Below are 20,387 nucleotides of genomic sequence, written 5' to 3'. Positions count from 1 at the left end.
CGGCAGGCATGTCGTTTACGGAACACTCACACCAGCTTGTGCTCCATCGCATATTTCACCAGTTCCGCCAGAGAGCTGACCTTGAGTTTCTGCATCAGCCGCGCCTTGTGGGTGCTGATGGTCTTGCTGCTCAGCGCCAGCTGCTGGGCGATGTCGTTGACGTTGGCGCCCTGGGCCAGGCGCTCGAACACCGAGAACTCGCGCTCGGACAGCAGCGAGTGCAGCGGCCGGGTTTCGGTCAGGCCCACCTCGAAGACCATGCGGTCCGCCAGCACCGGGTCGATATAGCGGCCACCACCGGCCACCCGCCGAATGGCGGTCAGCAGCAGTGCCGGGTCGCTGTCCTTGGTGGCGTACCCCGCTGCCCCGATCTTCAGGGCGCGCGCCGCCATTTGCGCCTCGTCATGCATCGACAGCACCAGGATGGCGGGCGGGCTGTTGAGCGCCCGGATCCGCGGGATCGCCTCCAGGCCACTGACCCCGGGCATGGAGATGTCCAGCAACACCACTTCGCACGGGGTATGACGCAGTTTCTCCAGCAACTGCTCACCATTGCCCGCCTCCCCCACGACCTGCATGTCCTTGGCCAGGCCGATCAACTGCTTGATGCCTTCGCGGACAATGGTGTGGTCTTCGGCCACCAGCACTCGAATCACGCTCTCACTCCTGTCTCATCCAACGGAATCGCCACGCTCAGGCTGGTGCCCTCCCCTGGCTCGCTGTCCAGGGCCATGCTGCCGCCCAGCATCAGGACCCGCTCGCGCAGGCCCACCAGGCCGAAGGACGTCGGCCGCCTCTGCTGCAGATCGAAACCCAGGCCGTCGTCGATGACCGTCAGTTGCAGGCATGACCCTAGCACCACCAGCTCGACTTGCACCGTGTGCGCCTGAGCATGGCGCATGACGTTGGTCAGCGCCTCCTGCAGGATACGGAACAGCCCGGTCGCCTTGGCATCGCTCAAGGCTGGCAGGTGATCCGGAACCCGCACCAGGCAAGGGATCTGCGTGCGCGCCTCGAAGCGCCGGGCCTGCCATTCGACCGCCGAGGCGATGCCCGCATCAAGGATCGGCGGGCGCAAGGCACTGGCCACATCACGCACCTGCTGGAACAACTGCGCGATCAGGCGCTTCATGCTGCCCAGGCGCTGGTCGAGGCCGGGGTCGAGCTCGGCATAGGCCAGTTCACACATCGACACTTCGAGCTTGAGCACGGTGAGCATCTGGCCCAGCTCGTCGTGCACCTCGCGGGCGATGCGCGCCTTTTCCTCTTCGCGCACGCTTTCAAGGTGCGCCGACAGTTCGCGCTGCGCCGCCATGGCGCGGCGCCGCTCGGTGACATCGGTGAGGAACACCACCAGGTATTCGGCATCACGAAACCGCAGAAAACTCAGCGACAGGTCCACGGGCAGCAAGATGCCATCGCTGCGCAGGCAGTGGGTTTCGAAATGCTCGGCCTCGCCACCGGCGGCCCGGGCGCGGTTCCACACGTCGAGCCAGCGGTCCATGTGCAGGCTGGGCTCGAAGTCGATCAGGGGGCGCTCGAGCAACTGCCCCTCGGCATAGCCAAGCATGCGCTCGGCGGCGTGGTTGGCGTAGCGCACGTGGCTGTCCCAGTTGACCCAGAGGATGCCGACGGTGCTCTGGTCGATGGAGAACTGGCTCAGGCGCAGCGCCTCTTCGCGCAATTGCCGCTCGTTGAGCACCTCCCGTGCGGCCAGCAGGCTGCGCTCCAGGCGCCGCTGCTGGCGGCGTTGCCAGGCCAGGGTGGCGAGGGCGCAGAGCAGCAGCAGCGCGAGCACCATGGAGAAATTGCGCCAGAAGCCGGTCGAGTCGCTCAGGTGCGGGTAGCGCGGTTGCAGCCAACGCTGGTGCAGCTGCTCCAGGTCCTTGGCCGGGATCGCTTGCAGGCCACGCTGGATGATATCGCCCAGCACGGGCCAGTCGCGCCGTGAGCCGACGCGCAACAATTGCGGCAGGCCGATATCACCCACCACGGCCAGCTCGGAGAACTCATCCTCCCGCGAGAGCCGGCTGAGCTGCGCCTCGTCAACCACCGCAAAGCTTGCCTGGTCGCTGAGCACCAGTTGCAGGGCCTGGCGCTCCTCGGGCACCCCCTGCAGGTTGAGGCCGGGGTAGTTGGCCCGCAAGTACTCCGCCAGGGCGCTGGGCATGCGCACCGCCACGCGCTGGTTGCCGGCGAGGGTTTCCAGGTCGACGGCGACCGCGCCATTGCGCGGGCCGACCACCCGCTGCGGGACACGCATGTAGGGATCGCTGAACAGCCACAGGCGCAGGCCCGCCGGCGTCTGCGTCAGGCCTGGGGCCAGGTCGACCTCCCCGGCCTGCAAGGCATTCTCAAGGGCGGCCTGATCAGGAAAGTTGCGCCAGGTCAGGTCCAGTCCAAGGCCCCTGCCCAGCCAGTTCATCAATTCGACGTTGACGCCATACAGCTGCTGCAGGCGACGGTCGAATTCGGCGTACGGCGCCTGCAACACCAGGCCGACCCGCAGGCTGCGATGCGCATCGAGCCATTGCTGCTGTGCGGGTTGCAACGTTACCGACGAGGGTGCGGGCGGGTCCGCCCACGCCATCAAGGGCATGCACAACCAGCCGATAACCCACAGGCGACGCGCTCGCTTCATTGACACTCTCGTCTGGCAAGGACGGCCATGCGTGGCCGTCACGGACAAATACTATTAGGCTGCCGGTATCATTCTGGCTTGGGTCGATCCATGTTCCTACTCTATCGCACGACGCTGGCAGCGTTCTGCCTGGCTTCGATATTACCTGTCACCGTCACCGCAGCCGCCGCCGCGGACGCCGAGGCACCCGCGGCGGCGGCTGCGGCTGCGCAAGCCCCCACGCCCCGCGCGCCCCTGGCCGAACGTAGCCAGGAGGATGCCCAGGCGCTGGAGCGTCAGGTGCCCAAGTCTGAGCAGCAGACCTTGCAGGCCGGCAGCGAGAGCTTCCTGGCCTTATGGAAGCCGGCCAATAACAGCGACCCCCAGGGCGCGGTGATCATTGTCCCGGGCGCGGGGGAAACCGCCGATTGGCCAAACGCTGTCGGCCCGTTGCGGCGCAAGTTTCCCGATGTCGGCTGGCACACCCTTAGCGTCAGCCTGCCCGATCTTCTGGCCGACAGCCCGCAGGCGCGCGTCGATCCCAAGCCGGCGGCCACCCCTGACAAGGGTGAAGGCCAAAGCGCCCCGGCCAAGGACACCCCGGCCGATGCCAACGCCAACGTCGCCCAGGCCACTGCCGCCGAGCCCGATGCCGCTCAGGGCACCGACGCCGTGGAGGCCAGCGACAATAATGATCCTGCCGATGCCGAACGTATCTTTGCGCGTCTGGATGCGGCGGTGGCGTATGCCCAGCAACAGAATGCTCGCAGCATCGTGCTGCTGGGCCATGGCAGCGGCGCCTATTGGGCGGCACGCTTCATCAGTGAACGCCAACCGCCCCAGGTGCAGAAGCTGGTGATGGTATCGGCGCAGACCCCGGCACGGGTCGAGCATGACCTCGAGAGCCTGGCGCCGACGCTCAAGGTGCCGACCGCTGACATCTACTACGCCACCCGCACCCGCGACCGCCACGCCGCTGAGCTGCGTTTGCAGGCCAGCAAACGGCAGAAAGACAGCCAGTACCGGCAGATGCTGCTGATCGCCATGCCAGGCAACCCCTCGGCCGACCAGGAGCAGTTGTTCAGGCGTGTGCGCGGCTGGCTGAGCCCGAGCGCGAACTGATCATGCCCTGACCGTATCTGGGCGCTGGCTTGCTAGAACCCGCGGCGCTTGCGCACTAGCGCGTAGGCCAGGTGCAGTTCGCGCGTGCGCTCGGTGGCCTCGCGTACTCGCGCTTCGCTGGCACCGCTGCCCGCCAGCTTGTCGGGATGATGCCGGCTGACCAGTCGCCGGTATGCCTGCTTGACCCGCTGGGCGTCGGTATCGACCTCGACGCCGAGCAGGCGCAAGGCGGCCGCATAGGTCAGCGCGGCACCCGCCTGTGGCGCCTTGCGCGGCTCGTACTCATGGGCCAGCGCCTGGACCTGCGGCCGGGTCAGCCCCAGTTGTTGCCCCCATCCCAGCAGCAGATCGCGCTCGTGCTGACCTGCCCTGCCATCCGCCCAGACCATCCGCCAGCAGGCGCGCAGGGTTCCTTCGGCCGCATGGGGCTGCTGCCTGAGCCGCCGAAGGTAGTGCCCAAGCCCGCCCTTGCCAGACTTGCCGCGATTGAACGCCGAGATGGCGCGCAGCCGCGCGGACTCGCTCATGCCCAGTTGGCGCATCTCCTGGCGTGCCTGCTGGATGTGACTGTCGAGTACCCGCCCGTCGCTCTTGGCCAGCCGCCCAAGCAGGACGAACAACACCTCGTCATCACCCAGGGCCGGTTTGCCGCCGAGCTTCTCGCGCATGTCCTCCCAGCCTTGCAGGCGCAGGCGGCGGTCCATCGCCTGGCCGAGCAAGGCGCCGAGCAAGGCCCCGGGGATGCTCGCCACGGCAAAGCCCGCGCCGGCGCCGATGACTGTACCCGGCCACCACATGTCAGCCGCGCTCGCCGAGCAGACGCTCGACTTCAGCCAGGCGCTCGAGGGTGCCGACATCGATCCACTGGCCAGCATGATGCTCCCCGGTCACCTGACCGCTGGCCATGGCCTGGCGCAGCAAGGGGGCCAGTTTGAACGCACCGGCCTGGCACCCGGCGAACAGCGCCGGATCAAGCACCGAAATACCGCTGTAGGTCCAGGTCTCGCCGCTGCCATCGGCGTCGTGCACCTGCGCCCCATCCAGGCGGAAATCGCCTTTGCCATGGTGGCCAGGGTTGTCCACGAGCACCAGGTGCGCCAGGCCCGCCAGCGGGGCCCGCAGCCGGGCAAACGCGTAGTCGGTCCAGACATCGCCGTTGACCAGCAGGAACGGATCCTCGCCCAGCAGCGGCAGGGCCTTGAAGATGCCACCACCGGTTTCCAGCGGCTCGGCCTCGGCCGAGTAGCGGATGTCCAGGCCAAAACGGCTGCCATCGCCCAAGTGATCCTCGATCTGCTGGCCGAGCCAGGCATGGTTGATCACCACCTCGGTGAACCCCGCCTCGGCCAGGGCGCGCAGGTGATACTCGATCAACGGAACGCCAGCGACGGGCACCAGCGGTTTGGGCGTGTGCAGGGTCAAGGGACGCATGCGCTCGCCTTTGCCCGCGGCCAGGATCATCGCCTTCATGCGCGCGCTCCCGCAGCGGCCTGCAGCTCGGCGATCAACTGGCGCAGCTCGGCCAGCTCGGCACGGCGGCCGATCACTTCATCTATATAGGCAAAGAAGCGTGGCACGTCCTCCAGGTACCGCGGCTTGCCGTCGCGATGACAGATGCGCGCGAAGATGCCGATCACCTTGAGGTGGCGCTGGACGCCCATCAGGTCGCTGGCACGCTGGAAGTCCTCGAAGCCGGCATGCACCGGTACGCCTGCGTCCAGGGCCTGCTCCCAGTAGCTGCGCAGCCAGCCCTCGACGCGGGCCTGCGGCCAGCTGAGAAACGCGTCCTTGAACAGGCAGGTGACGTCATAGGTGACCGGGCCGTAGACCGCATCCTGAAAGTCGAGCACGCCGGGGTTGGGCGTGCTGCGCATCAGGTTGCGGGGCATGTAGTCGCGGTGCACCAGCACCTTGGGCTGGGCCAGGGCGCTGTCGATCAGCAGCGCGCTGATTCGCTGCCACACGGCTTGCTGCGCGTCACTCAGGGAAAGGCCCAACTCACGGCCGACGTACCACTCGGGGAACAGCTCGAGCTCGCGGCGCAGCAGCGCGACGTCATAGCTGGGCAGCGGTGCGTCCATCGGCAGGCGCTGGAAGGCCAGCAGGGCCTGGATGGCATCGGCGAACAGGGCGTCAGCATTGTGCGGGTCGATCACGTCCAGGTAGGTCTGGTGGCCCAGATCGCCCAGCAGCAGGAAGCCACGCTCCAGGTCCTGGGCATGGATTTGCGGGACATTCACCGCGGCGCTGGCGAGCAGGTGGTCGATGTCGACGAAGGGGCGGCAGTTCTCCTGTGGCGGCGGCGCGTCCATGACCACGAAGCTGCGACCGGCGGCCTGCCAGCGGAAGTAACGACGGAAACTCGCGTCGCTGCTGGCGGCCGTCAGCTGGCCTTCGGGAACCGTGCCCCAGCCTTGTTTCCGATAGAGGGATTGCAGCTGTTCATCGAGCCAGACAGTCAGTTGTTGCAGGCGTGCATCATGATCGGGCATTACAAGGGTCTCCGACGGCCCTAGCCGTCAAGCGGGTCATGCTTTATTATCCAGCATCTTTTTCAGACCATCGAGAGGCGTGCGGCCCCACACGCGGGCAGATGGCACGCAGGAAGCCCGGACTAATAAGATGGCATTGAAATCCCCCGCGTTTCGTAGAAAATTTCCGTTGCTGGTGACCGGCAGTCTGCTGGCCCTGCAACCCTTTGCCACCTCATACGTCGTGGCGGCCGAGCAGTTCGACTGCCAAGTGTCCGCCGCCGGTGGCTGGGACTGCAAGCCCAAGACCTCCACCACTTCCCTGCCGCCACGCCCGGTGCACGAAGGCGCAGCCGCCAGTGCCGCTGGCGAGGCCGCGGCCGAAGGCGGTGAAACCGCCGACGTCTCGGGCAGCGAGCCCAGGCCGGTGCTGGTCACCGAGAGCAAGGGCCGTGGCCTGAAGGCGCGCAGCGCCGACTACAGTCACCTTGACTGGGTCCCGCGCGACAAGCTCACCCCCGCCCAGCTGGCCGAGACCGGCCCGTACTGCGGGGGCGCCTACGTCGAGCCCGTCCGTCCTGGCATGGACGACACCACGCCCAAGGACGAGTCGCCGACCTACCTCAACGCCAAGGTGTCCAAGTACCAGCAGGAGCAGCAGATCGCGACGCTCGCCGGTGACGTGGTCATGCGCCAGGGCAGCATGCAGGCCGAGGCCGAAGAGGCCAACCTCTACCAGGCCGAGAACCGCGGCGAGCTCAAGGGCAACGTCAAGATCCGCGACAAGGGCTCGCTGGTGGTGGGTGACCGCGCCGAGATCCAGCTCGACACGGGCGAGGCCCAGGTCGACAACGCCGAGTACGTGATGCACAAGTCGCGCGTGCGCGGCAGCGCCCTGTACGCCAAGCGCGCCGAAAACGCCATCATTCGCCTCAAGGACGGTACCTACACCACCTGTGAGCCGAACAGCAACGCCTGGCAGCTCAAAGGCAACAACATCACGCTGAACCCGGCCACCGGCTTCGGCACCGCGACCAACGTCACCCTGCGGGTCAAGGATATTCCGGTGTTCTACACACCGTACATCTACTTCCCGATCGACGACCGTCGCCAGTCCGGCTTCCTGCCGCCCTCGTTCAGCACCAGCAGCGACACCGGCTTCATGCTGGTCACGCCGTACTACTTCAACCTGGCGCCGAACTACGACGCCACGTTGTACCCACGCTACATGGCCAAGCGCGGCCTGTTGATGGAAGGCGAGTTCCGTTACCTGACCCGGTCGAGCGAAGGCCAGTTCGGCGGCGCGTACCTGAACGACAAGGAAGACGAGCGCAAGGAACAGACCGACTACAAAGACCAGCGCTGGATGATCAACTGGCAGCACAAGGGCGGGCTGGACTCGCGCCTGCTGACCGAGGTTGACTACACCGACATCAGCGATCCGTTCTACTTCCAGGACCTGGAATCGGAGCAGATCGGCGTCGAGAGCAAGGACTTCCTGAACCAGCAGGGTGCGTTGACGTATCGGGGCGATAGCTATACCGCGCGTCTGAACGTGCAGGCCTTCGAGCTCGCGACCATCTCGCAGATCACCCCGTATGACCGTCTGCCGCAGATTACCTTCAACGGGACGCTGCCGTATCACCCGGGTGGCGTGGACTTCAGCTACGAGACCGAGGCGGTGCGCTTCGACCGGAACCTGAAAGATGATCTGGTCTACAACGAAGACGGTCAACTCGATACCAGTCTGGGACTCGAGCCGGGACGCCGTCTGGACGAAAGTGTCACCGGCATTGCTCGCGCCAACGGCACGCGCCTGAACGCGGCCCCAGCCATCAGCCTACCGATGCAAGCCAGCTACGGCTTCGTCACGCCGAAATTGAAGTACGTCTACACCAACTACGACCTCGACCTGGACAGCCAGGGTAAAGCGGGCGCAGTCACGCAGTCCACTCAGCCTGGCTATGGTAGCTACAGCAGCAGCATAAGCCGCAGCATCCCGGTGTTCAGCGTCGACAGCGGCCTGTACTTCGACCGCAACACCCAGTGGTTCGGCAAGAAGTACCGCCAGACCCTCGAACCGCGACTGTTCTACCTCTACGTCCCTTACAAGGACCAGAAAGACATCCCGCTGTTCGACACCAGCGAATCCACCTTCAGCTACTCCTCGCTGTTCCGCGACAACCGCTTCAGCGGCACCGATCGCATCGGCGACGAGAACAAGCTGTCGCTGGGCCTGACCAACCGCTGGATCGAGGAAAACGGCTTCGAGCGCCAGCGCCTGAGCGTCGGCCAGGCCTATTACTTCAAGGACCGCAAGGTCCAGTTGCCAGGCATCGACGCCAACACCCGCGACGAGTCCAAGTCCGATGTCTCGCCGTACGCGCTGGAGTACGAATACAACTTCAACCGCGACTGGCGCTTCAATTCCGACTTCAACTGGGATCCGGACAGCCGCAGCACCCGTTCGGGCAGCGCGATGTTCCACTACCAGCCTGAGGACAACCCGAACAAGGTCGTCAACTTGGGCTACCGCTACCGCAACGACCAGATCACCTACGACTCTGTGACCGGTACCTGGAAAACCGGCGGTGGCGACTACGGCACGCCGGGCGACCCGAACTACGTCAAGGACTACTACAAGATCCAGCAGCATGACTTCTCCGTCATGTGGCCGATCGTCCCGCAGTGGTCGGTCATCGCCCGCTGGCAGCACGACTACAACCGCAACCGTACCCTGGAAGCCTTCGGCGGCTTCGAGTACGACAACTGCTGCTGGAAGTTGCGCGTGATCAACCGTTACTGGCTCGACTACGACGACTTCAGTCAGGCTACGCCGCAAAACGAAAAAGGCGACCACGGTGTCTTCCTGCAGATCGTGCTGAAAGGCCTCGGTGGTGTAGTGGGCAACAAGGTCGAAACGTTCCTCGACCAAGGCATTCAAGGTTACCGTACACGTGAAGACCAAGCTTATTGATCGTCTGCGCCCGCTGATGCTGGGCGCCGCAATGCTGAGTGGCGCGGTGCATGCCGCGGTGCAACCTCTGGACCGTGTCGTGGCCATCGTCGACAACGATGTGGTCATGCAGAGCCAGCTCAACCAGCGTACCCACGAAGTGCAGCAAACCATCGCCAAGCGTGGCGGTGGCGTGCCGCCCGCCAGCGCTCTGGAGCAGCAGGTGCTCGAGCGCCTGATCGTCGAGAACCTGCAGTTGCAGATCGGCGAGCGCTCCGGCATCCGCATCACCGACGAGGAACTGAACCAGGCCATCGGCACCATTGCCCAGCGCAATGGCATGAGCGTGGACCAGTTCCGCGCCGCGCTGGCCCATGACGGTCTGTCGTTCGACGACGCCCGCGAGCAGGTCAAGCGCGAGATGGTCATCAGCCGCGTGCGTCAGCGCCGGGTCGCCGAGCGCATCCAGGTGTCCGAGCAGGAAGTGAAGAACTTTCTCGCCTCCGACCTGGGCAAGGCCCAGCTCTCCGAAGAGTTCCGCCTGGCCAACATCCTGATCCCCACCCCGGAAAGCGCAAATTCGGAAGCGATCCAGGCCGCGGGCAAGCAAGCCGTCGAGATCTACCAGCAGCTCAAGCAGGGCGCCGACTTCGGTCAGGTGGCCATTGCCCGTTCGGCCAGCGAAAACGCCCTTGAAGGCGGCGAAATGGGCTGGCGCAAGGCAGCCCAGCTGCCACCGCCGTTCGATCGCCTGCTCAGCTCCATGGCCGAGGGCGACGTCACCGAACCGGTACGCACCCCGGGCGGTTTCATCATCCTCAAGCTGCAGGAAAAGCGCGGCGGTGGGCAGATGCTGCGTGACGAAGTGCACGTGCGTCATATCCTGATCAAGCCGACCGAAGTCCGCAGCGAGGCCGCCACCAAGCAGTTGGCCGATCGTCTGTACGAGCGTATCCGCAACGGTGAAGACTTCGCCGAACTGGCGAAGAGCTTCTCGGAAGATCCTGGCTCGGCGCTCAACGGCGGCGACCTGAACTGGGTCGACCCGAACAGCCTGGTGCCAGAGTTCCGCGAAGCAATGGCCAACGCCCAGCAAGGCGAGGTCACCCGTCCTTTCAAGACCCAGTACGGCTGGCACGTGCTTGAAGTCCTGGGCCGCCGCGCGACCGACAGCACCGAACAGGCCCGCGAACAGCAGGCCATGAACGTGCTGCGCAACCGCAAGTACGACGAAGAGCTGCAGACCTGGCTGCGCCAGATCCGCGACGAAGCCTACGTTGAAATCAAGCTGCCTGGCGCTGACCAGGCCGCGCAGTGAAGCGCCCGCGCTTCGCCCTGACGCCGGGCGAGCCGGCAGGCATAGGTCCCGACCTGTCCCTGCTGCTCGCCGCACAGGCCCAGCCCTACCCCCTGATCGCCATCACCAGCCGTGACCTGCTCGCCGAGCGGGCCGCGCAGCTGGGGCTGGCTGTCAGTCTGGTCCCGGTATCCCCCGGCGCCTGGCCCGACCTGCCGGCGCCTGCTGGCAGCCTGTACGTCTGGGACACCCCGCTGGCCGCCCGTGTGGTGCCAGGGCAACTGGACAAGGCCAACGCCGCGTTTGTCCTGGAAACCCTCACCCGCGCCGGCCAAGGCTGCCTGGACGGGCACTTCGCGGGCATGATCACCGCCCCGGTGCACAAGGGCGTGATCAACGAGAGCGGCATTGCCTTCTCTGGCCACACCGAATTCCTGGCCGAGCTGACCCACACCGCCCAGGTGGTGATGATGCTCGCCACGCGTGGCCTGCGCGTGGCCCTGGTGACCACGCACCTGCCGTTGCGCGAGGTTGCCGATGCCATCACCGCCGAGCGGCTGGAGCGCGTCACGCGGATCCTGCATGCCGACCTGCGCGACAAGTTCGGCATCGCCAATCCTCGCATCCTGGTTTGCGGACTCAACCCGCACGCCGGGGAAAGCGGCCACCTGGGCCGCGAAGAAATCGACATCATCGAGCCTGCGCTCGAGCGCCTGCGCGGCGAAGGCATTGACCTGCGCGGCCCGCTGCCGGCCGACACCCTGTTTACCCCCAAATATCTGGAGCACTGCGACGCAGTGCTGGCGATGTACCACGACCAGGGCCTGCCCGTGCTCAAGTTCAAGGGCTTTGGCGCGGCGCTCAACGTCACCCTGGGCCTGCCGATCATCCGCACCTCGGTTGACCACGGCACCGCCCTGGACCTTGCCGGTACCGGCAAGGTCGACACCGGCAGCCTGCAGGTCGCGCTGGAAACCGCCTACCAGATGGCCGAGACCCGACTATGACCGAGCAATACCAACACCGGGCGCGCAAGCGCTTCGGCCAGAACTTCCTGCACGACGCTGGCGTCATCGACCGCATCCTGCGCGCGATCCATGCCAAGCCCGGCGAGCACCTGCTGGAAATCGGCCCGGGCCAGGGCGCCCTCACCGAGGGGCTGCTGAACAGCGGCGCGCAGCTTGACGTGGTCGAGCTGGACAAGGACCTGGTGCCGATCCTGCAAAACAAGTTCGCCGGTAACGACAATTTCCGTCTGCACCAGGGCGACGCGCTGAAGTTCGACTTCAACCAGCTCGGCGTGCCGCCACGCAGCCTGAAAGTGGTCGGCAACCTGCCGTACAACATTTCGACACCGCTGATCTTCCACCTGCTGCAGCACGCAGGACTGATCCGCGACATGCACTTCATGCTGCAGAAGGAAGTGGTCGAGCGCCTGGCCGCAGGCCCCGGCGGCGGCGACTGGGGCCGTCTGTCGATCATGGTCCAGTACCACTGCCGCGTGGAGCACCTCTTCAACGTCGGCCCTGGCGCGTTCAACCCGCCGCCGAAGGTCGACTCGGCCATCGTTCGCCTGGTCCCGCACGAGACCCTGCCGCACCCGGCCAAGGACCCTCGCCTGCTCGAGCGCGTCGTTCGCGAAGCCTTCAACCAGCGCCGCAAGACCCTGCGCAATACCCTCAAGGCCCTGCTCGACAGCGCCGCCATCGAAGCTGCGGGCGTCGACGGCAGCCTGCGTCCCGAGCAGCTCGACCTGGCCGCCTTCGTGCGCCTGGCGGACCAGCTGGCGGAGCAGGGCCCGCACGCCTGATCCCTGCTCGACAACGCTCTACCGGTGGGAGGAGACCCGTCACGACTGGCCTCCTCCCCTGCCAATGTCCTAGACTGCAGCCATAGCCGTATCCGCGTCTGTTTGTCCAAGGCCCCTTGCATGTCTGATCCCCGCTACCAGATCGACGTCAGCGTCGTGACCCGCTACCTCCAAGAGCAATCCGATCCCGAGAACGAGCGCTTCGCCTTTGCCTACACGATTACCGTGCAAAACAACGGCAGCGTGTCGGCCAAGCTGATGTCGCGGCACTGGCTCATCACCAACGGCGACGGCCAGGTCGAAGAAGTCCGGGGGGCCGGCGTGATCGGCCAGCAACCGCTGATCGAACCCGGCCACAGCCATACCTACAGCAGTGGCGCGGTCATCAGTACGCGCGTCGGCGCCATGCAGGGCAGTTACCAGATGTTCGCCGAAGACGGCAAACGCTTCGAGGCACCCATTGCGCCGTTTCGCCTGGCCGTTCCCGGAGCCCTGCACTGATGGCGGTGTATGCCGTTGGCGACTTGCAGGGCTGCCTGCAGCCCCTCAAGTGCCTGCTCGAACGGGTCGCCTTCAACCCCGCCGTCGACCGTCTGTGGCTCGTGGGAGATCTGGTCAACCGCGGGCCGCAGTCGCTTGACACCTTGCGCTACCTCTACGCGATGCGCGATTCGCTGGTGTGCGTGCTCGGCAATCACGACCTGCACCTGCTGGCCGCCTGGCATGACGTCGAACGCCTGAAGAAAAGCGACACCCTGCGCGAGATCATCGAGGCGCCAGATGCCGACCAGTTGCTCGACTGGCTGCGCCGGCAAAAGCTGCTGCATTACGATGAAGCGCGCAGTGTTGCCCTGGTGCATGCCGGCATCCCTCCTCAATGGACCCTGGGCACGGCGCTGGAGCTGGCGGGTGAAGTGGAAGAGGTGTTGCGCGACGATACCCGCCTCAAGCTCTTCCTGGACGGCATGTACGGCAACGAGCCGAACAAGTGGAGCAAGCAGCTCAGCGGCGTCGAGCGGCTGCGAGTGATCACCAACTACTTCACGCGGATGCGCTTCTGCACCGCTGAAGGCAAGCTGGACCTCAAGAGCAAGGAAGGCCTGGACAGCGCGCCCAAGGGCTACAAGCCATGGTATGCCCACAAGGGGCGGCGTTCGCGCCATGTGGATATCATCTTCGGTCACTGGGCCGCCCTGGAAGGCCGCGTCAGCGAGCCGGGCATCATCGCGCTGGACACCGGTTGCGTCTGGGGCGGAGCGATGACCTTGTACAACGTCGATACCGGCGCGTATCACCGCTGCGAATGCACGGACGACGGCATGCCGCGCGGCTCCCACCCATCCACTGGAATCAATGACCAGTCCTGAAGGTAATGCCCCATGAACGAATTCAAACGTATCCCTCCCGAGCAGGCCCTGGCCCTGCGTGAGCAAGGCGCGGTCGTGGTCGACATCCGTGATGCGCAAGCCTATGCCGCCGGCCATATCACCGGCGCCCAGCATCTGGATAATCATTCGGTTGCCGAGTTCATCCGCAACGCCGACCTCGACGCCCCCACCCTGGTGGTCTGCTACCACGGCAACTCCAGCCAGAGCGCCGCGGCGTACCTGGTTGGCCAGGGTTTCTCGGACGTCTACAGCATCGATGGCGGCTTTGAACTGTGGCGCAGCACCTACCCCGCGCAGACCGCCCAAGGCACTGCCGAATAAATTTTTCAAATTCCTGCAGCCCGCGTCCTGTGCGGGCTGGCAGCACACCTGACGAACGGTCATAGGCAACTTCTCGGCGCCATGACCTTGACCTTGCGCAGAACCAACTATCCTTAAGCCCAGGCCATCCAAAAAGGGGAGAGCCGGTACACCGGCGTGCGGGTCATCGGTAGCGTTTCACAGGTGTTCTGGGGGGTAAACAGCAACCGGCAACCCGGTTGCATGCCAGCATCAAGCTGACTGATCCGGCGTCGGCTCCACGTATCGAGCGAGGTGACGTCATGAGTATTTTTAGCCACTTCCAACAACGTTTCGAGTCCACACGCCAGGAAGAAATCCCGCTGCAGGAGTACCTCGAGCTCTGCAAATCGGATCGCAGTGCCTATGCTTCGGCAGCCGAGCGCCTGTTGCTGGCGATCGGGGAACCGGAACTGATCGACACCTCCACGAACTCACGCTTGTCGCGGATCTTCTCCAACAAGGTGATACGCCGCTACCCGGCATTCGCCGACTTCCACGGCATGGAAGAATGCATCGACCAGATCGTTTCCTACTTCCGCCATGCGGCGCAGGGTCTGGAAGAGAAGAAACAGATCCTCTACCTGCTGGGCCCGGTGGGCGGCGGCAAATCATCGCTGGCCGAAAAGCTCAAGCAGCTCATGGAGAAGGTGCCTTTCTACGCGATCAAGGGCTCACCAGTCTTCGAGTCACCACTGGGGCTGTTCAACGCCACCGAAGACGGGGCGATCCTCGAGGAAGACTTCGGCATTCCGAGACGCTACCTCAACACCATCATGTCGCCCTGGGCGACCAAGCGACTGGCCGAGTTCGGGGGCGACATCAGCCAGTTCAAGGTGGTCAAGCTCTACCCTTCGATCCTCAACCAGATCGCCGTGGCCAAGACCGAGCCCGGTGACGAGAACAACCAGGACATCTCGGCCCTCGTGGGCAAGGTGGATATCCGCAAGCTCGAGGAATTCCCGCAGAACGACGCCGATGCCTACAGCTACTCGGGCGCGCTGTGCCGGGCCAACCAGGGCCTGATGGAATTCGTGGAGATGTTCAAGGCGCCAATCAAGGTCCTGCACCCGTTGCTCACCGCCACCCAGGAAGGCAACTACAACAGTACCGAAGGCCTGGGGGCGATCCCCTACTCCGGCATCCTGCTGGCCCACTCCAACGAATCGGAATGGCACAGCTTCCGTAACAACAAGAACAACGAAGCCTTCATCGACCGTATCTACATCGTCAAGGTGCCGTACTGCCTGCGAGTCAGCGACGAGATCAAGATCTACGACAAGTTGCTGTTCAACAGTTCGCTGTCCAAGGCGCACTGCGCGCCGGACACGCTCAAGATGCTGGCCCAGTTCACCGTGCTCTCGCGCCTGAAGGAGCCTGAGAACTCCAACATCTACTCGAAGATGCGCGTCTATGACGGCGAGAACCTGAAAGACACCGATCCCAAGGCCAAGTCGATCCAGGAGTACCGCGATACGGCTGGCGTCGACGAAGGGATGAACGGTCTGTCGACCCGCTTTGCCTTCAAGATCCTGTCCAAGGTGTTCAACTTCGACCCGCATGAAATCGCCGCCAACCCGGTGCACCTGCTGTATGTCCTGGAGCAGCAGATCGAACAGGAGCAATTCCCGGCCGAGGTGCGCGAGCGGTACCTGCGCTATCTCAAGGAATACCTGGCGCCGCGCTACATCGAATTCATCGGCAAGGAAATCCAGACGGCCTACCTCGAATCCTACAGCGAATACGGCCAGAACATCTTCGACCGCTATGTGCTGTACGCCGACTTCTGGATTCAGGACCAGGAGTACCGCGATCCCGAAACCGGCGAGATCCTCAACCGCATCGCCCTCAACGAAGAGCTGGAGAAGATCGAGAAGCCGGCGGGTATCAGCAACCCGAAAGACTTCCGCAACGAGATCGTCAACTTTGTATTGCGGGCGCGGGCCAACAACAACGGCAAGAACCCGACCTGGCTGAGCTATGAAAAACTGCGGGTGGTGATCGAGAAGAAAATGTTCTCCAACACCGAGGACCTGCTGCCGGTCATCAGCTTCAACGCCAAGGCGAGCAAGGAGGACCAGCAGAAGCACAACGACTTTGTCACCCGGATGGTGGAACGTGGCTACACCGACAAGCAGGTTCGCCTGTTGTCGGAATGGTACCTGCGGGTCAGGAAATCGCAGTAAGCGGCAAGCGACCAGCCTCAAGCTGCACGCCGAGCGCCGCGAATCCTGGATTCAGGCCCGGCTTGCGGCCTTTGCGGTTGTCTTGTCTTGCAGCTTGTAGCTTGCAGCGTGCCGCTGCCGAGCACCGGAGAGCCTATGAGTTACGTTATCGACCGACGCCTGAATGGCAAGAACAAGAGCACGGTCAACCGCCAGCGCTTTTTGCGGCGGTACCGTGATCACATCAAGAAGGCCGTCGAAGAGGCCGTGAGCCGCCGCTCCATCACGGACATGGAGCATGGCGAGCAGATCAGCATTCCGGGACGCGACATCGACGAGCCCGTGCTACACCACGGGCGTGGGGGCAAGCAGACCGTCGTTCACCCGGGCAACAAGGAATTCACCGCTGGTGAGCATATTCCGCGGCCGCAAGGTGGCGGCGGCGGTGGCGGCCGCGGCAAGGCGGGCAATTCCGGCGAGGGCATGGACGAGTTCGTCTTCCAGATCACCCAGGAAGAGTTTCTCGAGTTCATGTTCGAGGACCTGGAGCTGCCCAACCTGGTCAAGCGCCACCTGACCGGAACCGACACCTTCAAGACCGTGCGTGCCGGTATCGCCAACGAAGGCAACCCGTCGCGCATCAACATCATCCGTACCCTGCGCTCGGCCCACGCCCGGCGCATCGCCCTCACCGGCAGCAGCCGCGCCAAGCTGCGCGAGGCCCAGGCCGAACTCGCCCGCCTCAAGGTTGAGGAACCCGACAACTTCACCGACATCCAGGAAGTCGAAGTCGAGATCGCCCGCCTGAGCGCGCGGATCAACCGCCTGCCCTTCCTCGATACCTTCGACCTCAAGTACAACCTCCTGGTCAAGCAACCCAACCCCAGCTCGAAGGCGGTGATGTTCTGCCTGATGGACGTGTCCGGCTCGATGACCCAGGCGACCAAGGATATCGCCAAGCGTTTCTTCATCCTGTTGTACCTGTTTCTCAAGCGTAACTACGAGCGCATCGAGGTGGTGTTCATCCGCCATCACACCAGCGCCCGCGAAGTCGATGAGGAAGAATTCTTCTACTCCCGTGAAACCGGCGGCACCATTGTCTCCAGCGCGCTCAAGCTGATGCAGGAGATCATGGCTGAACGCTATCAGGCCAGCGAATGGAACATCTACGCGGCCCAGGCCTCGGATGGCGACAACTGGAATGACGACTCGCCCATCTGCCGCGAAATCCTCACCAAGCAGATCATGCCGTTCGTCCAGTATTACACCTATGTCGAAATCACTCCCCGCGAACACCAGGCGTTGTGGTACGAATACGAGCGTATAGGTGAAAGCTTCGCCGACACCTTTGCCCAGCAGCAGTTGGTATCGGCCGGCGATATCTATCCGGTCTTCCGTGAACTCTTCCAGCGCAGGTTAGCCACATGACCTCCAGAGAGCAGAAACGCCAACACCTCTCCACCGGTTCCGAGTGGACATTCGAGCTGATCCAGTCCTACGACCGCGAGATCAGCCGCCTGGCCGCACGTTATGCCCTCGACACCTACCCCAACCAGATCGAGGTGATCACCGCCGAGCAGATGATGGATGCCTACGCCTCCGTCGGCATGCCGCTGGGTTATCACCATTGGTCCTACGGCAAGCAGTTCCTCAGCACCGAGAAGTCCTACACCCGGGGGCAAATGGGCCTGGCCTACGAGATCGTGATCAACTCCGATCCCTGCATCGCCTACCTGATGGAAGAAAACACCATGTGCATGCAGGCACTGGTGATCGCCCACGCATGCTATGGGCACAACAGCTTCTTCAAGGGCAACTACCTGTTTCGCACGTGGACCGACGCCAGCTCGATCATCGATTACCTGGTGTTCGCCAAGCAGTACATCAGCCAGTGCGAAGAGCGTCACGGCATCGACGCGGTCGAGGACCTGATCGACTCCTGCCACGCCTTGATGAACTACGGCGTCGACCGCTACAAGCGTCCTTATCCGATTTCCGCCGAGGAAGAACGCCGCCGGCAGAAAGAGCGCGAAGAGCACCTGCAACGCCAGATCAATGACCTGTGGCGCACCATCCCCAAGGGCGCGGACAAGGCCAGCGAGCACGATGGTGCGCGCTTCCCCGCCGAACCCCAGGAAAACATCCTCTATTTCATCGAAAAGCATGCGCCGCTGCTTGAGCCCTGGCAGCGCGAGATCGTGCGTATTGTGCGCAAGATTGCCCAGTACTTCTACCCGCAGCGCCAGACTCAGGTCATGAACGAGGGCTGGGCCACGTTCTGGCATTACACGCTCATGAACGACCTCTACGACGAGGGCCTGGTCACCGACGGTTTCATGATGGAGTTCCTTCAGTCCCATACCAGCGTGGTGTTCCAGCCGGGCTTCGACAGCCCCTACTACAGCGGCATCAATCCGTATGCCCTGGGCTTTGCCATGTACCGCGACATCCGGCGAATCTGCGAACATCCTACCGATGAAGATCGCCGCTGGTTCCCCGACATTGCCGGCAGTGACTGGCTTTCCACCATCAAGTTCGCCATGAGCAGCTTCAAGGACGAGAGCTTCATCCTGCAGTACCTGTCACCGACCGTCATCCGCGACCTCAAGCTGTTCAGCATCCTCGATGACGACCAGCGCGATGACCTGCTGGTGCCAGCGATCCATGATGACGACGGCTACCGCATCATCCGCGAGACCCTGGCCGCCCAGTACAACCTGGGCAACCGCGAACCCAACGTGCAGATCTGGAGCATCGACCGCCGTGGCGACCGCTCCCTGACCCTGCGCCACCAGCAGCACAACCGCAAGCCCTTGGGCGACTCCACCGATGAGGTGCTCAAGCACTTGCATCGCCTGTGGGGCTTCGATATCCACCTGGACACCGTCCAGGGTGACCAGATCATGAAGACCCACCACATGCCTCCCCGTGGCGAGCATGGCGAAGGTGGCGACTACGGGCGCATGGACCTGGCCGTGGTTCACCTGTAGCGGCCCTGCGTTGCTGCCCACGGGTTATCCTGTGGGCAACAACGGAGGCATTTCATGAAGATCTACAAAGTTGGCGGTGCCGTGCGCGACCGCCTGCTCGGCCGCCCGGTCAACGACATCGACTGGCTGGTGGTCGGCGCCAGCGTCGAGCAGATGCAGGCCTTGGGCTATCGCCCGGTCGGCGCGGATTTCCCGGTATTCATCCATCCCAAAAGTGGCGAGGAGTACGCTCTCGCGCGCACCGAACGCAAGAGCGGGCGCGGCTACGGCGGATTCACCTTCCACGCAAGCCCTGAAGTAACCCTTGAAGAAGACCTGACCCGCCGCGACCTGACCATCAATGCCATGGCCGAGGACGACCACGGTGCCATCTGCGACCCCTACAACGGCCAACAGGACCTCGAAGACCGGCTGCTGCGGCATGTATCGCCGGCCTTCGCCGAAGACCCGCTACGGGTGCTGCGCGTGGCGCGTTTCGCGGCACGCTATGCGCCCCTGGGCTTCCGGGTGGCGGATGAAACCCTGGCATTGATGCGCCAGATCAGCGAATCGGGCGAGCTGCAGGCGCTGACCGCCGAGCGCAGCTGGAAGGAAATCGAGCGTGCGCTGATGGAGCCCCGGCCGCAGGTGTTCATCCAGGTACTGCGCGAGTGCGGTGCGCTGAAGGAACTGATGCCCGAGGTGGACGCGCTGTTCGAAACCGGCGACGGCGGCGCCCATACGCTCGCGGTACTGGAGCAGGCGGCCCTGTCCGAACAACCCTTGAACGTGCGCTGGGCTTGCCTGCTGATGGGCCTGGACCAAGGCATCGATGCGGTGAGCAAGCGTTTCAAGGCGCCGCGCGAGTGCCAGGAGCTGGCTGCGCTGGTGGGTGAGTACCGGGCGGATTGCCATCGAGCGGCGGAGCTGCCGGCCTCGGCGCTGCTGGACATGCTGCAGCGCTTCGATGTGTACCGGCGTGCGCAGCGACTGGAGGATTTCATCGCGGCGTGCGAGATGGACGCCAGGGCGGCCCAGCGAAGTTTCCCACAGGCTGACCTGTTGCGCGGCGCGGTCGCTGCGGCCAAGGCGGTGCAGGTGCAGGACCTGGTGCAGCAGGGCCTGACGGGGCAGGCGTTGGGTGAGGCGATAAAAGCCGAGCGGTTGAAGGCCTTGGAGGTTTTCAGGAAAGGTGTGTAGCCCCTGTTCCGGCCTCTTCGCGGGCAAGCCCGCGAAGAGGCCGGAACAGC

17 protein-coding genes are annotated in these 20,387 nt (G+C 64.1%); 12 read left to right on the top strand and 5 right to left on the bottom strand.

The features are described from left to right. Nucleotides 1-26: 26 nt before the first annotated feature. Both VJS90_RS01805 and VJS90_RS01800 read right to left on the bottom strand, forming a co-directional pair. Complete coding sequence (locus VJS90_RS01805) at nucleotides 27-656, bottom strand: response regulator transcription factor (RefSeq protein WP_324118483.1); 630 nt, start codon at nucleotides 654-656, stop codon at nucleotides 27-29. Further along, complete coding sequence (locus VJS90_RS01800; protein ID WP_414704885.1) at nucleotides 653-2,641, bottom strand: PAS domain-containing sensor histidine kinase; 1,989 nt, start codon at nucleotides 2,639-2,641, stop codon at nucleotides 653-655. The genes VJS90_RS01805 and VJS90_RS01800 overlap by 4 nt, the downstream gene beginning before the upstream one ends. 90 nt (nucleotides 2,642-2,731) lie before the next feature. Here VJS90_RS01800 and VJS90_RS01795 point away from each other — a divergent pair, with 90 nt between their 5' ends. Then, complete coding sequence (locus VJS90_RS01795) at nucleotides 2,732-3,742, top strand: alpha/beta hydrolase family protein (RefSeq protein ID WP_324118481.1); 1,011 nt, start codon at nucleotides 2,732-2,734, stop codon at nucleotides 3,740-3,742. A gap of 32 nt (nucleotides 3,743-3,774) precedes the next feature. Here VJS90_RS01795 and VJS90_RS01790 read toward each other — a convergent pair whose 3' ends face one another. From VJS90_RS01790 to VJS90_RS01780, 3 genes are read right to left on the bottom strand one after another with little or no spacing between them, the layout of a single operon-like run. Next, nucleotides 3,775-4,539 (bottom strand): TerB family tellurite resistance protein, encoded by a 765-nt coding sequence (locus VJS90_RS01790; RefSeq protein ID WP_324118545.1) that lies wholly within the window; start codon nucleotides 4,537-4,539, stop codon nucleotides 3,775-3,777. Nucleotide 4,540: 1 nt separating this feature from the next. After that, nucleotides 4,541-5,212 (bottom strand): N-acetylmuramate alpha-1-phosphate uridylyltransferase MurU, encoded by a 672-nt coding sequence (gene murU, locus VJS90_RS01785; RefSeq protein ID WP_324118479.1) that lies wholly within the window; start codon nucleotides 5,210-5,212, stop codon nucleotides 4,541-4,543. Next, a complete protein-coding gene (locus tag VJS90_RS01780; RefSeq protein ID WP_324118477.1) occupies nucleotides 5,209-6,234 on the bottom strand; it encodes an aminoglycoside phosphotransferase family protein in 1,026 nt (341 codons plus the stop codon). Before VJS90_RS01780 ends, murU begins: the two co-directional genes overlap by 4 nt. Before the next feature lie 130 nt (nucleotides 6,235-6,364). Between VJS90_RS01780 and VJS90_RS01775 the strand changes: the two genes are divergently transcribed. The 11 genes from VJS90_RS01775 to VJS90_RS01725 all read left to right on the top strand — a co-directional run bounded on the left by VJS90_RS01775 (nucleotide 6,365) and on the right by VJS90_RS01725 (nucleotide 20,337). Next, nucleotides 6,365-9,190 carry an LPS-assembly protein LptD gene (locus VJS90_RS01775; RefSeq protein ID WP_324118475.1) on the top strand — a complete coding sequence of 942 codons (2,826 nt, stop codon included), beginning with the start codon at nucleotides 6,365-6,367 and terminating at the stop codon, nucleotides 9,188-9,190. Next, complete coding sequence (locus tag VJS90_RS01770) at nucleotides 9,171-10,487, top strand: peptidylprolyl isomerase (RefSeq protein ID WP_324118473.1); 1,317 nt, start codon at nucleotides 9,171-9,173, stop codon at nucleotides 10,485-10,487. Before VJS90_RS01775 ends, VJS90_RS01770 begins: the two co-directional genes overlap by 20 nt. Further along, complete coding sequence (gene pdxA / locus VJS90_RS01765; RefSeq protein WP_324118471.1) at nucleotides 10,484-11,473, top strand: 4-hydroxythreonine-4-phosphate dehydrogenase PdxA; 990 nt, start codon at nucleotides 10,484-10,486, stop codon at nucleotides 11,471-11,473. Before VJS90_RS01770 ends, pdxA begins: the two co-directional genes overlap by 4 nt. After that, nucleotides 11,470-12,276, top strand: coding sequence for a 16S rRNA (adenine(1518)-N(6)/adenine(1519)-N(6))-dimethyltransferase RsmA (gene rsmA, locus VJS90_RS01760; protein ID WP_324118469.1), 807 nt, complete (start codon nucleotides 11,470-11,472; stop codon nucleotides 12,274-12,276). Before pdxA ends, rsmA begins: the two co-directional genes overlap by 4 nt. 120 nt (nucleotides 12,277-12,396) lie before the next feature. Next, nucleotides 12,397-12,777, top strand: a complete 381-nt coding sequence (gene apaG, locus VJS90_RS01755) for a Co2+/Mg2+ efflux protein ApaG (protein ID WP_324118467.1) — start codon at nucleotides 12,397-12,399, stop codon at nucleotides 12,775-12,777. Next, nucleotides 12,777-13,643, top strand: coding sequence for a symmetrical bis(5'-nucleosyl)-tetraphosphatase (locus VJS90_RS01750; RefSeq protein WP_324118466.1), 867 nt, complete (start codon nucleotides 12,777-12,779; stop codon nucleotides 13,641-13,643). The genes apaG and VJS90_RS01750 overlap by 1 nt, the downstream gene beginning before the upstream one ends. Nucleotides 13,644-13,655: 12 nt before the next feature. Next, nucleotides 13,656-13,985 (top strand): thiosulfate sulfurtransferase GlpE, encoded by a 330-nt coding sequence (gene glpE, locus VJS90_RS01745; RefSeq protein WP_324118464.1) that lies wholly within the window; start codon nucleotides 13,656-13,658, stop codon nucleotides 13,983-13,985. A gap of 281 nt (nucleotides 13,986-14,266) precedes the next feature. After that, nucleotides 14,267-16,189: a PrkA family serine protein kinase gene (locus tag VJS90_RS01740; protein WP_324118462.1), complete on the top strand. Its 1,923-nt coding sequence runs from the start codon at nucleotides 14,267-14,269 to the stop codon at nucleotides 16,187-16,189. Between the two features lie 135 nt (nucleotides 16,190-16,324). Beyond that, the gene (locus tag VJS90_RS01735) at nucleotides 16,325-17,596 is read left to right on the top strand and encodes a YeaH/YhbH family protein (RefSeq protein ID WP_324118460.1); all 1,272 of its coding nucleotides are present in this window, start codon (nucleotides 16,325-16,327) and stop codon (nucleotides 17,594-17,596) included. After that, nucleotides 17,593-19,158, top strand: coding sequence for a SpoVR family protein (locus tag VJS90_RS01730; protein WP_324118457.1), 1,566 nt, complete (start codon nucleotides 17,593-17,595; stop codon nucleotides 19,156-19,158). The genes VJS90_RS01735 and VJS90_RS01730 overlap by 4 nt, the downstream gene beginning before the upstream one ends. Before the next feature lie 54 nt (nucleotides 19,159-19,212). After that, entirely contained in the window at nucleotides 19,213-20,337 is a 1,125-nt protein-coding gene (locus VJS90_RS01725) for a multifunctional CCA addition/repair protein (protein WP_324118455.1), read from the top strand. Nucleotides 20,338-20,387 lie beyond the last annotated feature (50 nt).

This window comes from Pseudomonas sp. (genome assembly GCF_035277045.1).
In the GTDB taxonomy this organism is placed as follows: domain Bacteria; phylum Pseudomonadota; class Gammaproteobacteria; order Pseudomonadales; family Pseudomonadaceae; genus Aquipseudomonas.
The sequence above is the reverse complement of the archived record's forward strand: the minus strand, read 5'-3'. Positions and strand labels throughout refer to the sequence as shown.

What these genes read in the sequence shown, in the direction of transcription:
- VJS90_RS01800 (WP_414704885.1), bottom strand. Translation starts at nt 2,641, where the DNA reads ATGAAGCGAGCGCGTCGCCTGTGGGTTATCGGCTGGTTGTGCATGCCC.
- VJS90_RS01795 (WP_324118481.1), top strand. Translation starts at nt 2,732, where the DNA reads ATGTTCCTACTCTATCGCACGACGCTGGCAGCGTTCTGCCTGGCTTCG.
- VJS90_RS01790 (WP_324118545.1), bottom strand. Translation starts at nt 4,539, where the DNA reads ATGTGGTGGCCGGGTACAGTCATCGGCGCCGGCGCGGGCTTTGCCGTG.
- murU (WP_324118479.1), bottom strand. Translation starts at nt 5,212, where the DNA reads ATGAAGGCGATGATCCTGGCCGCGGGCAAAGGCGAGCGCATGCGTCCC.
- VJS90_RS01780 (WP_324118477.1), bottom strand. Translation starts at nt 6,234, where the DNA reads ATGCCCGATCATGATGCACGCCTGCAACAACTGACTGTCTGGCTCGAT.
- VJS90_RS01775 (WP_324118475.1), top strand. Translation starts at nt 6,365, where the DNA reads ATGGCATTGAAATCCCCCGCGTTTCGTAGAAAATTTCCGTTGCTGGTG.
- rsmA (WP_324118469.1), top strand. Translation starts at nt 11,470, where the DNA reads ATGACCGAGCAATACCAACACCGGGCGCGCAAGCGCTTCGGCCAGAAC.
- apaG (WP_324118467.1), top strand. Translation starts at nt 12,397, where the DNA reads ATGTCTGATCCCCGCTACCAGATCGACGTCAGCGTCGTGACCCGCTAC.
- VJS90_RS01750 (WP_324118466.1), top strand. Translation starts at nt 12,777, where the DNA reads ATGGCGGTGTATGCCGTTGGCGACTTGCAGGGCTGCCTGCAGCCCCTC.
- glpE (WP_324118464.1), top strand. Translation starts at nt 13,656, where the DNA reads ATGAACGAATTCAAACGTATCCCTCCCGAGCAGGCCCTGGCCCTGCGT.
- VJS90_RS01740 (WP_324118462.1), top strand. Translation starts at nt 14,267, where the DNA reads ATGAGTATTTTTAGCCACTTCCAACAACGTTTCGAGTCCACACGCCAG.
- VJS90_RS01735 (WP_324118460.1), top strand. Translation starts at nt 16,325, where the DNA reads ATGAGTTACGTTATCGACCGACGCCTGAATGGCAAGAACAAGAGCACG.
- VJS90_RS01730 (WP_324118457.1), top strand. Translation starts at nt 17,593, where the DNA reads ATGACCTCCAGAGAGCAGAAACGCCAACACCTCTCCACCGGTTCCGAG.
- VJS90_RS01725 (WP_324118455.1), top strand. Translation starts at nt 19,213, where the DNA reads ATGAAGATCTACAAAGTTGGCGGTGCCGTGCGCGACCGCCTGCTCGGC.